The organism is Kosmotoga arenicorallina S304 (assembly GCF_001636545.1).
Lineage (GTDB): Bacteria > Thermotogota > Thermotogae > Petrotogales > Kosmotogaceae > Kosmotoga_B > Kosmotoga_B arenicorallina.
On record NZ_JFHK01000015.1, the window covers coordinates 107,300 to 119,866 of the forward strand.

Below are 12,567 nucleotides of genomic sequence, written 5' to 3' on the forward strand. Positions count from 1 at the left end.
TGAGAGTGGATGAAATAAGGTGGGATAACCTCACAAGGTTGCTTGAACAGGTGTTTATCGAAAAAGAAGTCTCTCGAAAAACCCTATCAAAAAAAGTTGGGGTGAGGAATTCCACCCTCAGTTACTTGCTCAGGAGTTTGATTAGATTCGGCATGGTAAATATAAAAAATGTTTCTTATGGTCGCGGAAGGCCCAACCAGATGATATCTTTGAACCCGCAATACGGCAATGTGATGGGTATAAAGATCGGCCGCGAATCTCTAAATGCTACCGTTTTTGATTTTTCGCTTTCCGAAGTGGAATCAATAGTGATTCCCTTTGACAATACAGATAACCTTGAAAAAAACATTGTGCGGGAAATGCAAAATCTGATTCTTAACTACAGACCTCTGACAATGGGATTTGCAGTTTCCGGCACGGTGGACCTGAAAGAGAAAGAAATATTCAGCTCCCCCATACTCAATTTGAAGGAATTTGATTTAAAAGAAGTGTTGAAAGCCAGAGGGCTGGATTTCTTGATATTTAACGACGTCGACGCGCTTCATGTGGGTCAGATGGTAGAGTCCGGTATTTTTGACCGAACCTCTTTAACCGTTACCTTCGGTGTTGGGATAGGAGCTTCTTTTTTCGATGGGGAGGATATCCTTACCAGCGGCGATGGAAAAAGCACCTTTGAACTGGGGCATATGACAGCTGACCCCGACGGTGCTCCATGTTATTGTGGCAGAAAAGGCTGTATAGAAACCGTGGCTTCGGAATACTCTCTGATAGGAAATAAGCCTTCAATCAAAGAATTTGTTGAGAAGTTCGGGGATTACAGAGAAGAGATAAAAGAGATAAGAAGTGCTGCAAAAGCGGGGAAAGGGAGGGGGCTTTATAAACCTGTGCTAAGGAAACTTGGCTGTGCAATTTCCGACATCTCTCTCCTTTTAAGGCCCTCTCTAATATGGATAGGCGGAGAAGGCCTTGTGTCTAAGTGGATCTTCGACGAGATAAAGTCAGAAATACTCGCCCAGATTCCAGAAGGATGGGGATATTTGCCCGAAATAAGATTGGTAAAATCAGTGCAAGGTTGGCAACGCGGAGCTGCTTTCCTTGCACTGAGGCACTATATAAGGGAAAAATTGAAGTAATCAGCTTAACGTACAAGATCCCTGAATAGCACGAGATAATCTTTCAAATGGCGGGTAATGAGGAATTTTTCCCTAACAATTTCCTTGCCTTTGTTACCCATTCTTTCGCGAAGTGCAGGATCTTTCAATAACGTACCGGTGTATTCAATGGCTTCGCCAACACTATTGACCAGGTATCCGTTCTCTCCGTGAACTATTTGAAGAGGTATTCCACCTACATTGCCGCCTATTACAGGCGTATTCTTCCACAATGCTTCGCTTACAGTTAGCGCAAAGCCTTCACGAAGAGACTTCTGGAGAACAACTTCACTTATTCTCTGTGCTGCGTTAACCTCTATATTTCCAATGCCGTTCAAATTGGTAAGCACTTTGATATCATAATCCATTCCTACATATCTGAGAAGGTCCTCGTATACCTCCCAGCCTTCAGGGTCGTCAGTGGCCATGGAACCTATCAGGAGCAATTGAAGATCCGGATAGTCCTTTTTAAGCCTCCGGTATGTGTCTACCACCCCTTTTGGATCTTTCCACGGGTCAAATCGGGAAACCTGTGTAATAACCGGCTTGTCAGGGTCAATTTTCAACTTAGCAATTGCTCTCTTAAATTCTTCCTCACCAAGCTCTCTGTTCTTATCACTCAGAGGGTCAATTGAAGGAGGAATCTCATAGAGCCTTTCAACAGATAACTGCCCGGCGTATCGTTTCAGGGTGAAAATCCCTGCATCATAGTGTTTCATAAAGGAATCTATGAAAGAAATGAATTTCTTGTTAGGGGTTGAAGTATCTATATGACAGCGCCAAACAAGTTTCGCATTTTTCTTGTCGACAAATTCCGGAAGAGCAACAGGCTGCGGGTCGTGAATCACTACCACATCGTATTCTCCAAAATCGATGTCGGAATTCTTTTTTGTGATACTTCTAAACAGGTTAATATCGTTTTCGCTTAGATCGTCCTCTTTTCCTTGAAGAGCATTGTGCATGCGCTTGGTAAGCTCAAAGAATTCCTGAGAGCCGGCAATGACTCTCCATTCAGCTGATAATCCCACATCGTTCATGAGGGGTACGAGTGTATGAAGGATTTCAGCAACACCGCCACCAAAGGCTGTTGCGTTTATATGCAGTACTTTGAGCCCTTTAAGCTCTTCACCGAGCTTCGCAATTTTTTCGTATTCAATAAGGGGGATTATCTCCCTGTAATCTTTGAGTCTTTTTGTACCAGTGCGAACTATGTCCATCTTTCTCCCTCCTTTTTATGCTCTCAAAAATAATTATACCTCATTTATTCATTGTATGAACAAATTATCAGGAAAAATCCCGTGTCTTTCATGTTTATGCTACACATTTATGTTGAACTTTTCATTTTGGGCATTTAAATGATGAATATATTGCAGAAACTAAAACTTATTTGGCAGCGCAACCGGATTTATTCTTAAAATATACAGTATTTCATTGCCCAAACAAATAACATTAATGTGGGAGGTGGTTTTTATGGAAAGACGAAACACACAGAGCTTAAAGGAACTGAAAGAACTCATAAGAGAGGGATGGGAGCCAATATCTTATGAAATTAAAGAAGACAAAGTGATTTTTCATCTGGAAAAAGAGCCGGGTCAATTCAATTGGTCAGAAGATCCTGAACTGAAACAGACCTATGGTGGTGATTGGGCAAACGACGAATAATGTATCAGGGGGTGAAATAGGTGAGTCTTTATGAAGATGCTCTATACCAGTTTAATAAAGCTATTGGGGTACTCAATGTGCCAGAAGGGTACGCAGAGATACTAAGGAGACCCAAAAGATCTCTTATTGTTGAATTTCCTGTTGTTATGGACGACGGCTCAATAAAAGTATTTACAGGGTTTAGAGTCCAGCACAACACCGTGCGGGGTCCGGCAAAAGGTGGCATAAGATATCACCCTGATACTACACTGGATGAAGTGAAAGCCCTTGCTTTCTGGATGACATGGAAAACAGCAGTCATGAACCTCCCCTACGGTGGGGCAAAGGGTGGCATAAAAGTGGATCCGAAAAAACTCAGCAAAAAAGAGCTTGAAAAACTATCCCGAAGATACTTTTCGGAGATACAAATAATTATAGGTCCACAGAACGATATTCCAGCACCTGACGTCAACACCAATCCCGATGTCATGGCGTGGTTCATGGATACGTACAGTATGAATGTGGGATACACTTCGTTGGGGGTTGTAACCGGCAAACCAGTCAACCTTGGAGGTTCAGAGGGAAGAAAAGAGGCTACCGGCAGGGGTGTAAAGGTATGTGTCGAAAGGGCTTGTAAAGACGTAGGTATTGAGCCATCAAAGGCAACTATTGCTGTACAGGGATTTGGCAACGTCGGTCAATTCTCAGCTCTTTTGAGCCAGAAAGAGCTTGGCTCAAAAATAGTGGCAGTAAGCGATAGCAAAGGAGGAATATTCAATTCAAGGGGCCTTGATATTGAAGCTCTGATTGAACACAAGAAAAAATTTGGAAGAGTGGATAGCTTTTCAGATGGAGAGAAACTGAGCCGCGAAGATATATTCAGCATAGAAGCAGATATTCTCATACCAGCGGCTCTGGAAAACTCAATCACCACCGAAAACGTAAATCACGTAAAAGCAAAGGCTATCGTTGAAGGCGCAAATGGACCTCTTACTCCAGAAGCAGATGAAATATTGAAAACAAAGGGCGTGCTTGTGGTTCCCGATATCCTTGCCAATGCAGGCGGTGTAACCGTTTCCTATTTTGAATGGGTTCAGGACCTTCAGGCGTTTTTCTGGAAAATAGACCAGATAAGGGAAAACCTCGAAATGATGATGAATGAAGCCTATACCGAAACCAGAGAAATAGCAAAAGAGCACGATGTTGATATGAGAACCGCAGCATATATACTCGCAATAAATAGGGTTTTGTACGCTCTAGAAAAGAGAGGTCTTTATCCATGATAGAGGCTTTCTGTTATAATAATAAAGAGTTGAAGCTCCTGAACTTAAACTAATCTTTCCAGCTGCGCAACTCCATGGAAATCAAACGCGAATAATATTTACTATGAAGGAAATATTATTTTCTGGATGTTTGTTTTGCATGGAGGTGCATTATGAAAAGGACGCTACTTCTTCTTGTGGTACTCACAGCGATTGCAATTGCCTTTGCAAAGTACAACGTGGGAATACTCATTCCCGGGGAAATCGGGGGTAATCCCATTTACGAACTCGTTGCGGCGGGGGCAGAGAAGGCCGAAGGAACTGAAATAAGTGTCAAATTGGTAGAAGGTGGATACAACCCGGGGAAATGGGAACCGTTACTTCGATCAATGGCGGCATCAAGAAAATATGACCTGTTGATTACTCTAACAGAAGGCATGCCCGACCCTGTAAAAAGAGTGGCGGCTGAATTTCCTGAACAGAAAATAGTTCTTGTTGACGGTATTCTCAATGAAGAAATTGAGAATGTATACTCAATAGGTTTTCGCGATGAAGAGATGGCCTTTTTAGCCGGGATATTTGCCGGCCTTGTTACGCGTTCTGAACTGGCGGGCTCAAATCCTGAACACATTGTAGGCTTAATAGCGGGAGACACCTATCCAGCGATGACGGAAAAAATGAAACCAGCATATGAGAAGGGTGTAAAGCTCGTTACTCCCGATGCACAAGTCGTTTTCAGCGTAGCAGGAAGCTGGGCTGACCCGACCAAGGGGAAAGAATTGGCCGCGGAGCAATACGATAAAGGCGTGGATATAATACTTTCCATAGCGGGAGGTACAGGAATTGGCATCATAGACGAAGCAAGCACCAGGGGAACATACGTGATGGGTGTTGATTCAAACATAATTCCCTTCAAGCCAGGCACGATATTGGCCTGTGCCTTGAAACACATTGACAGGGTGATATACGATATCATTGTCGATGCCAGCAGAGGACAGCTGATCTATGGGAAAAACATAAGGGTCGGCGTTTCCGAAGGCGTAATTGGATTTACCTTTGAAGATGAGAACTACAAAAAATACGTTCCAGAATGGATTAGGGAGATTGTGAAAGCCTACTACACACTCTTGAAATACTCCCTTATCGACGTTCTGGGGGAATGAAGTTGAAGAGTTTTATAAACCAGTTCAACGAGAAACTACCTGCTCTGACGAAAATTGAGGAGAAAATCGCCCGTTTCATTCTCGAGAACCCTGAAAGCGCTGTGAAGATGTCTGTTCAGCTTCTCGCTGAAAAAGCCGGTGCCGCTCCTTCAACAGTAATAAAAATGTGCAGAAAATTGGGGTTTAGCGGTTTTTCAGAGTTGAAGCTCACCCTTGCCTCAGAGATAAACCTTGCGCTTTCAAGAAATGTTAATTTCGATGACCTTCAAAGCACTTTTGGAAACTACAATGGATTTGTGGCAGAGCTAATAGAGGCTGAGCTTGCGCACCTGAAAAGCGAAGAGCTCGAGAAAGCCTCAAAAATATTAAGCGATGCCAGATATGTGGATATTTACTCCTTTGGCTTTGATTCCATCGAGGGGCTTGATCTCTACCACAAGCTGGTTCTCCTAGGCAAAAGGGTGCAACACATCGAAAATGGGTATATGCAGATGATATCGGCTTCCAGGTTAAAGGAAGGGGATGCGGTTATAGCCATTTCCAGCACCGGAACTTCAAGGGACTTGCATGCAGCTGTCAAGCATGCGAAGCACTTCAAAGCAAAGGTGATATCCATTGCGCCGGAAAGCTCAATTCTTTCAGAAGAAGCTGACGTTTCGCTTAGCACATATTTCAAAAAGCTCATCTTGCGAGACGGTGGCATAGCAACGAGAATAGTACAGGCCTTTGTGATAGATGAGCTATTCATCAGAGTATTGAAAAGAGATGAAAAAGCGAAAGAGTATTACGAAAAGTTCAAAGAAGTACTCGATTTGAAAAGACGTTAGAGGAGAAAAGAGCCGGGATCAATTCCCGGCTCCTTCTATTGTACTGGATAAACCTCGCCAGATAATCTCTCTTATTCTGTCGAGCTTATCCGGGTCATCGGTGATATTCAAACCATTTAGAATGAGTTCGGCAGCTACCTCAGGATCCACTATTTCCAGGATTTCTTTGCTGTTTTTCCCTGATTCGATTAATCTGGAAATTTTGCTCCTGAGCTCGTTGTATCTCTCCCTTGCCTTTTTCCACATCTCAAGGTCTTCTCTGGCCAAATTGCCTTTTTCCCGCTGGATAATCTTAATGGTATCTCTCTTGTTGGTGACAAAATCAACATATGCTTTGAGTAACCTCTTTATCTTCTTCAGATACACGCTTTCTGTATCCACTTCTTTGAAAAGGTGTTCTTCAAGCTCATCCAGCGAATATCGCCATACGTCGTAGTATAAATCTTCTTTGCTTGGAAAATAATAGTAAATCAGCGCTTTTTTTACCCCGGCAATACTGGCGATTTCAGACATGCTTACACCATCATGCCCCTTTTCGGCAAAGGCCTTCCTTGCTGCTAACAGGATCCTTTCCTTTGTGGATAACTTTTTCTTCACCGGGGGTCACCGCCATTCTTACGCCTTTTTGTCAAGGGCGAGTTTTTCTTCGTTATTTGCGTATCTCCTCATTCTGGTTTCAAAATCGTATATGCCGCGCTTCGAAGGATGGGTTTCCGCATAGCCGTGTTCATAGTAAAGCTTATCAGCATAGACCTTCCATTCTTCAGCGAGTTTGTCCAGTTCGGGCGCGAGTTCGGTAACCACTCTTTCGCTTCCATCATGTTGAGGGATTGCGTTGAACTTCTTCACCATAGCCCTGAGTACTTTGGGATTGTCAATGATTGGACAGGGTCTGAACAGGTTATTACTGTATGGAACCATTCTCTTATAAGCTGTGAAGAACGGTGATTTCAAAATTTCAAGAAGGCTCTTATCCCTTATGCTGTCAACAGCGAACTGCTGGAATACACAGGGCTCTGCATAACCCTTGGCGTTGATGTGCAAATACTTAGAACCGGCAGCAAGACAGCCGTGGGTAAGGAAACCATGGTTCCAGAAATCTGCGACAAAGGCAAACTTCCCTCCAAGCCTTAGTTCCTCTGTCTTGAAGAACCTTTCATACCTCTGTTCCGGTGTTGGCACGAGATCCATGGAAGGATTCATTCCTACCGGCATAAACTGGAATACCCAGACATAAGACACGCCATTTTCCTTCAAATAATCCCAGAATTCATCTTTCATCATGACATCATGGTTCATTTTCGTGGCGGTTACTGAAGAGCCGAATATTACGCCTGCTTCTCTCAGGTACTCCCACGCTTTCTGGATCTTTGCAAAGACACCCCTTCCTCTTCTCCAATCAGTTTCAGCTTCAAAGCCTTCAACTGAAATGGCAAGAGTTGCATTACCGAGTTCAGCAAGCTTTTCAGCCTTCTCCTTGGTGATGAGAGTGCCGTTTGTGTAGATCTGGAAGTAACTGTCGTTAAATTCTTCCAGGGTTTCGAAGAGATGCGGCCATACAAAGGGCTCTCCACCGGTAATAATGAAGAAGTAAATGCCGAGTTCATTTGCTTCCCTTATGAGCTTCCATACTTCCTCTTTAGAGAGCTGGTACTTCCTGCCGTACAATCCCGCGTAGCAGCCTACACAGTTAAGGTTGCAAGCATAAGTGGGGCTGATTACGAGAAGCTTTGGCGGAACTAATTGGTGCTCCATCATCTTCTCTTGCCTGATTTTTTCGCCTACGGCAAATTCGTTGATTACGAGATTGGTCATAACCTTTTCAACAGCCTTTGGACTAGCTTTCTGGAAGATTTCCTTCCATGATGTGATCATAGGATGCTTTTCTTTCGCCATGTTGGCGAGCTTTTTCAAACCGCTTTTAGCCGGTTCCTTGCTAAGTGCAGCAACAGTCGAGAAAAGCCTGTAAATGGTTTCTTCAGATGAATTTCTCACCACACTTCCAACAAACTTCCCGGCCTGCTTAAGCATGGACTGCTTCATACTATCTACAAATCCCATGTGTTCACCCCCATAAAGTTTTTACTTACCGGTCGGTAAAATACTACTCTGCACAGGTTTCTTTTATTATGCATGTTCTTTACTATTATGGAACAAGAATGATGGGAAGATATAACACATTTTGAGGAACGACTGCTGGTGGAGCGACGCTTGCAGAGGCTGACAAATGGTAATACGACAAATGATAAAACGACTGCTGGTGGTACGACTATTGATGATGCGACGCTTGCAGAGGCTGTCAGATGATGGAACGACTGTTGGTGATGCGAAGTTTGCAAGAAAAACACGAGAAGCCGAGAGCCGAGAGCCGCTGTGCGGCGACAGATGATAGTACGACAGTTGGTGGGACGACTATTGATGGGACGACGCTTGCGGAGGCTGACAAATGGTGGAACGACGGTTGATGGTACGAGGGTTGGTGGAGCGAGGAATGATAATACGACAAATGACAATGCAACTGCTGGTGGTACGACACGCTGGAAAGTAACCTTCTTGGCTTTTAATAAACTTGTCCGGTTAATTGTACTTATCTTCTCAAAAATTCATCAGGTAAAAGAACTTCTACATCATCAACCGGGAAGTGTTTTTTATTACCGGTAATTATCACAGCACTGGCTGAAACAGCTGCTTCATAAAAGGGCAGATCGTAAGGATCAGGAAGCGATGCATCTATGGGATGGGGAGTAACAAAAATCCCGTTTTTTTCTAAAAAGCGAAGCAAAATTTCAACCAAAGCAGGGTCAAAACCAAATTTCTTTCTTAGAAGAACTTCTCTATATTCATTAATAATTCTTGCGTCAAAGCAAGGAGTAACTTGACCGGCAATCACCTTGTTCAAAACTGAAGCAGGTTTGCTATATGGCTTAAGCAATGCTGAAACAAGCACATTTGTGTCAATAACAACCTTCAAAGTTCTCTCCTGGCCTTACTAATTTCATCTTCAATTTCTTTATCACTCAGCTTTGATTTTCCTGATTTCATTGAACTAAGTCTCATCTTCTCAACAGCAAATTGAGCCAAAGACTGATCTATTAGTTTCAATAACGCTTCCACATCATCACCGGCTTTTATCATTATTGCCTTTGGTTTTCCTTTTGAAGTGATTACTATCTCTTCATCATCAAGAATTTTCCATAACTTCGATGGGTTGCTTCTTAATTCTCTTGAAGGAATAAATTTCACATCAGTCACCTCCATTCATAGAAGAATTGCCATACAAGTGCATGCATAACTACATACATTATAACATACATATCAATTTTCCTCGCTGGCGAAACAGTATTTTCCCACGCCTTTAAAAAGCAGTTTGGCAGATTGGATGATTTGCTCTTGGCGTTATTTGCTAACTCTTTTAGTTTGTTTTTCATAGATCCCAAACTATGCAGTTGGTTAATGAAACCAGAAAGAGAAGAGAAAAAGGCTTTAGGATTATGAACAAGCAAAGCGAACATGGTAAAAAAGCATTTTCCAGATGATATTGCTCTACTTACTGCTCAACGAATTCTTTGAATTTCATCTAGTCTTTGACATTCAAATAGTATCTCGCTATCATCACAACGTGAAATAGAGAGCCACAAGTTCAGCATGCTTTCGGTAGAACATTATGAATAAACCTTTATTTCCAACCCCAAAAGACCTTTTGCCTGCTTGAAAAATTCTTCCACAGTCTCTCTTTTGCTGTAATGATTGATTATCTCATACTCTATTTGGTTCTCAGCATGCCGATTATAGGCGAAGCAATTGACAACCTTTGCAAATATCCTGCTACACATAATGGCTCCATCTACAAGGCCAATGTTGTTTTTAAGCTTCGAACATCTAAGAATGGAGACAGACTGACCTGCGAAGTGATAACCATGGTTTTTGAAAGCATTCGTGAGAAAGATGACTGAGAATGACTCATTTTCCTATCGATTGTACTGATGCTTTTAAAATAATATATGGCGGCCCCTGGTGTAATCAAGCATTGTTTTTTTGTATTCAGACCTAGATAAAGAAATCTCTTCACACATAGAGTTTAGAATAGAGTTTAGAAGTTGTAGTATATTAGTTGTGGGCATGGGAAACCTCCATATGTTGTGTTTGGGCTTCACAACTAATTTACTAGGTTCCCATGCCTTTTTCAATGACCTTTGTTCCTTTTCTTCTAAGTGCATAGTTTGGGGTTATGGATTTCTCAAATATTATTCAGAGAGGCGTTTTTTTATTGGAGGTGAAGACATCATAAGCACAAACATCTATTTAGTCAGGCACGCGCATTCGATATATACGCCAGATGAAATAGGGCGTCCTTTATCACCGAAGGGAATTAAAGATGCTGGAAAGGCAAAGGAAATATTGTTAGGTATGGACATAACAGTCATTATTTCAAGCCCGTATGCCCGGGCAATTCAAACTGTGCAAGGTTTGTATGATGAACTCGGATGTGTATTCGAAATATGGGATGAATTAAGGGAAAGGAAAATATCAAAAGAGCCTGTGAAAGATTTTAATGCTGCAATGGATATGTTATGGGGGGATTATAATTTTTCATTTGAAGGTGGGGAATCAAATCAAGTAGCTCAATTAAGAGGGATTAAGGGAATAAATAAAGTGCTTGATAAATTCGAAGGCGAAAATATTGTTATTGGAACACACGGAAATATAATGGTACTGATAATGAACTACTTTGACAACAATTACGACTACAGCTTTTGGAAACAACTCAAAATGCCGGATATTTATAAATTGAGTTTTAAAAGTGGGAAAATAAAAGAAATTGCCCATGTGAAATAATGACAATAGTATCTTTTCAATAGAGGGAAAATTCTTCACGATGCCCATATGATAGAGAGTGGGAAGACGTTCCTAATAGTTAAGTCATAGATAACAGGTTCGGTACGGGGGCAAACGTTAGAGGAAACGATTGAATAAATAGAGAAAAATATATTGGGAAAAGGGCAGTGTTATCTTGCTGAGGCGAAAAAAAATATGCCGAGCAGCAGAAATTTGCTAAAGAATTCATCCGAGAATTAAAAGGAAGATTGAAGTGGTGAAGGATTGATTTTTGGTTTATTGAGGTTAGTGTAATTCACATATAGTTCTACGGCAGAACGATATTATGATATAATCGTTCTGATAAAGAACGTAAATAGGAGGCATGCTTATGAATCTTGATTCAACAATAGAAATTCTTAGCCTAATTCAAGAGAGAAAACTTCAAAACTTGCCTGAAAGATTAAGGCCTTTTTTTGAAGGAATAGAGTTCAAAAACAGAGCGGTTTTAATTTTCGGCCCCAGGGGTGTTGGAAAAACCACTTTCATTCTTAGTAGAATCAAAAATAAGAGGATATTTTATCTTTCTGCTGACAATCCTCTGGTTTCAGCTGTAAACCTCTGGGATCTTGGAAATGCCATTTTTATGAGAGGATACGAAGGAATTGCCATAGACGAGGTACATTATGCTAAAGATTGGAGTGTTCACTTAAAAGCACTATACGATGCCTTTCCGGATAAAATAATTTGGGCTAGCGATAGCAGTAGCTTAATTTTAAGGCATGGAATTGCTGATCTATCCCGAAGATTTTCCAGAATAGAAATTCCTTTGTTGTCTTTCAGGGAGTATCTTTTTCTTAAAGAGGGGGTTGTTCTTCCGACAATAAATCCACTCTCACCAGATAGAGATCTTGTCAAGAAAGCCATGGATTCGGTCAACATTCTTTACGCCTTTCAGAATTTTATGGAAGAAGGATTCAGGCCCGTGTTTCTGGAATGGGATTATCGAGAACAAATAGTGAATATTATAGAGAAAACCCTTCATGGAGACATTCCTTTTTTTGTGCCTCAGATCACCGATATTCACTTTAGACTGATGAATGCAATAATAGGTTATCTCGCTATGTCGAAGATTCCAACAATAAATGTAGAAGGCATGTGCAACGAATGGGGTATAGGAAAAGTAAAGCTGTACCAATTGTTACACGTTATGGATGCCACGGGATTGATAAGAATAATCTATCGTGAGAACGACACTAAAACCTTCTCAAAAGGAGCCAAAATTTTCCTGGCTGACCCATCTTTTTACTCTGTTCTTGGAGGTAACATTGGAACAAGACGGGAAGCATTTGTTACCGCAGTCTTTTCTAACACCGGTAAAAAAGTATTTGCCTGCAAGAATGAAGAAGCAGGAGATTTTCTTGTAGATGGCGTAGTTATTGAAGTGGGTGGAAAAAGTAAAGCAATAAATAGAGCTGATTACGTAATACGTGACAATATAGATTTGCCTCACGGGAATGTAACCCCACTGTGGTTGCTTGGATTTGCGTACTGACAAATATTAGAGCCTGCTCTTCCTTTTTTACTCTGATCTTCGTCTCTCGTGCCCGCGCAGCGGCTTTCACGGTTCTCAGTTTTTCGTTGTAGGTTGTAGGTTGTGCGTAAAAATACATTAGGAACCGGGTTGCGATGTAGGATAAAATAAAGG

At 41.6% G+C, this 12,567-nt stretch carries 13 protein-coding genes and 1 pseudogene; 8 read left to right on the forward strand and 6 right to left on the reverse strand.

Annotated elements, in window-relative coordinates:
• Window positions 1-5 precede the first annotated feature (5 nt).
• On the forward strand, window positions 6-1,133 hold the full coding sequence (locus AT15_RS07080) for an ROK family protein (protein WP_068347856.1): 1,128 nt from the start codon (window positions 6-8) through the stop codon (window positions 1,131-1,133).
• 5 nt (window positions 1,134-1,138) lie between these two features.
• On the opposite strand, the gene AT15_RS07085 is transcribed toward AT15_RS07080, so the two are convergent.
• Window positions 1,139-2,368 carry a glycosyltransferase gene (locus AT15_RS07085; RefSeq protein ID WP_068347857.1) on the reverse strand — a complete coding sequence of 410 codons (1,230 nt, stop codon included), beginning with the start codon at window positions 2,366-2,368 and terminating at the stop codon, window positions 1,139-1,141.
• 253 nt (window positions 2,369-2,621) lie between these two features.
• Between AT15_RS07085 and AT15_RS07090 the strand changes: the two genes are divergently transcribed.
• The 4 genes from AT15_RS07090 (at window position 2,622) to AT15_RS07105 (ending at window position 6,044) form a co-directional block, all read left to right on the forward strand.
• Window positions 2,622-2,813, forward strand: a complete 192-nt coding sequence (locus AT15_RS07090) for a hypothetical protein (RefSeq protein WP_068347858.1) — start codon at window positions 2,622-2,624, stop codon at window positions 2,811-2,813.
• A gap of 20 nt (window positions 2,814-2,833) precedes the next feature.
• Window positions 2,834-4,075, forward strand: coding sequence for a Glu/Leu/Phe/Val family dehydrogenase (locus AT15_RS07095; RefSeq protein ID WP_068347859.1), 1,242 nt, complete (start codon window positions 2,834-2,836; stop codon window positions 4,073-4,075).
• A 152-nt stretch (window positions 4,076-4,227) separates the two neighbouring features.
• Entirely contained in the window at window positions 4,228-5,217 is a 990-nt protein-coding gene (locus AT15_RS07100) for a BMP family ABC transporter substrate-binding protein (RefSeq protein WP_068347860.1), read from the forward strand.
• Window positions 5,218-5,219: 2 nt separating this feature from the next.
• The gene (locus AT15_RS07105) at window positions 5,220-6,044 is read left to right on the forward strand and encodes a MurR/RpiR family transcriptional regulator (protein ID WP_068347861.1); all 825 of its coding nucleotides are present in this window, start codon (window positions 5,220-5,222) and stop codon (window positions 6,042-6,044) included.
• Window positions 6,045-6,062: 18 nt separating this feature from the next.
• Here AT15_RS07105 and AT15_RS07110 read toward each other — a convergent pair whose 3' ends face one another.
• Together AT15_RS07110 and AT15_RS07115 are read right to left on the reverse strand one after the other, a co-directional pair.
• Complete coding sequence (locus AT15_RS07110) at window positions 6,063-6,641, reverse strand: TetR/AcrR family transcriptional regulator (RefSeq protein ID WP_068347862.1); 579 nt, start codon at window positions 6,639-6,641, stop codon at window positions 6,063-6,065.
• An 18-nt stretch (window positions 6,642-6,659) separates the two neighbouring features.
• Window positions 6,660-8,105, reverse strand: coding sequence for a radical SAM protein (locus tag AT15_RS07115; RefSeq protein ID WP_068347863.1), 1,446 nt, complete (start codon window positions 8,103-8,105; stop codon window positions 6,660-6,662).
• 242 nt (window positions 8,106-8,347) lie between these two features.
• Here AT15_RS07115 and AT15_RS10280 point away from each other — a divergent pair, with 242 nt between their 5' ends.
• Window positions 8,348-8,509 carry a hypothetical protein gene (locus AT15_RS10280; RefSeq protein WP_161484660.1) on the forward strand — a complete coding sequence of 54 codons (162 nt, stop codon included), beginning with the start codon at window positions 8,348-8,350 and terminating at the stop codon, window positions 8,507-8,509.
• Between the two features lie 122 nt (window positions 8,510-8,631).
• On the opposite strand, the gene AT15_RS07120 is transcribed toward AT15_RS10280, so the two are convergent.
• From AT15_RS07120 to AT15_RS10135, 3 genes and pseudogenes are all read right to left on the reverse strand, one after another.
• Complete coding sequence (locus tag AT15_RS07120) at window positions 8,632-9,015, reverse strand: putative toxin-antitoxin system toxin component, PIN family (protein ID WP_068347865.1); 384 nt, start codon at window positions 9,013-9,015, stop codon at window positions 8,632-8,634.
• Window positions 9,012-9,287, reverse strand: coding sequence for a type II toxin-antitoxin system Phd/YefM family antitoxin (locus tag AT15_RS07125; RefSeq protein ID WP_068347866.1), 276 nt, complete (start codon window positions 9,285-9,287; stop codon window positions 9,012-9,014). The genes AT15_RS07120 and AT15_RS07125 overlap by 4 nt, the downstream gene beginning before the upstream one ends.
• A gap of 209 nt (window positions 9,288-9,496) precedes the next feature.
• A pseudogene (locus tag AT15_RS10135) lies at window positions 9,497-10,165 on the reverse strand (IS701-like element ISKol8 family transposase); the annotation flags it as partial.
• A 175-nt stretch (window positions 10,166-10,340) separates the two neighbouring features.
• On the opposite strand from AT15_RS10135, the gene AT15_RS07130 reads away from it, so the two are divergent.
• Together AT15_RS07130 and AT15_RS07135 are read left to right on the forward strand one after the other, a co-directional pair.
• Window positions 10,341-10,880: a histidine phosphatase family protein gene (locus AT15_RS07130; RefSeq protein WP_407656277.1), complete on the forward strand. Its 540-nt coding sequence runs from the start codon at window positions 10,341-10,343 to the stop codon at window positions 10,878-10,880.
• A 370-nt stretch (window positions 10,881-11,250) separates the two neighbouring features.
• On the forward strand, window positions 11,251-12,414 hold the full coding sequence (locus AT15_RS07135) for an ATP-binding protein (RefSeq protein WP_068347868.1): 1,164 nt from the start codon (window positions 11,251-11,253) through the stop codon (window positions 12,412-12,414).
• Window positions 12,415-12,567 lie beyond the last annotated feature (153 nt).

What these genes read in the sequence shown, in the direction of transcription:
- AT15_RS07085 (WP_068347857.1), bottom strand. Translation starts at nt 2,368, where the DNA reads ATGGACATAGTTCGCACTGGTACAAAAAGACTCAAAGATTACAGGGAG.
- AT15_RS07090 (WP_068347858.1), top strand. Translation starts at nt 2,622, where the DNA reads ATGGAAAGACGAAACACACAGAGCTTAAAGGAACTGAAAGAACTCATA.
- AT15_RS07100 (WP_068347860.1), top strand. Translation starts at nt 4,228, where the DNA reads ATGAAAAGGACGCTACTTCTTCTTGTGGTACTCACAGCGATTGCAATT.
- AT15_RS07115 (WP_068347863.1), bottom strand. Translation starts at nt 8,105, where the DNA reads ATGGGATTTGTAGATAGTATGAAGCAGTCCATGCTTAAGCAGGCCGGG.
- AT15_RS10280 (WP_161484660.1), top strand. Translation starts at nt 8,348, where the DNA reads ATGATGGAACGACTGTTGGTGATGCGAAGTTTGCAAGAAAAACACGAG.
- AT15_RS07135 (WP_068347868.1), top strand. Translation starts at nt 11,251, where the DNA reads ATGAATCTTGATTCAACAATAGAAATTCTTAGCCTAATTCAAGAGAGA.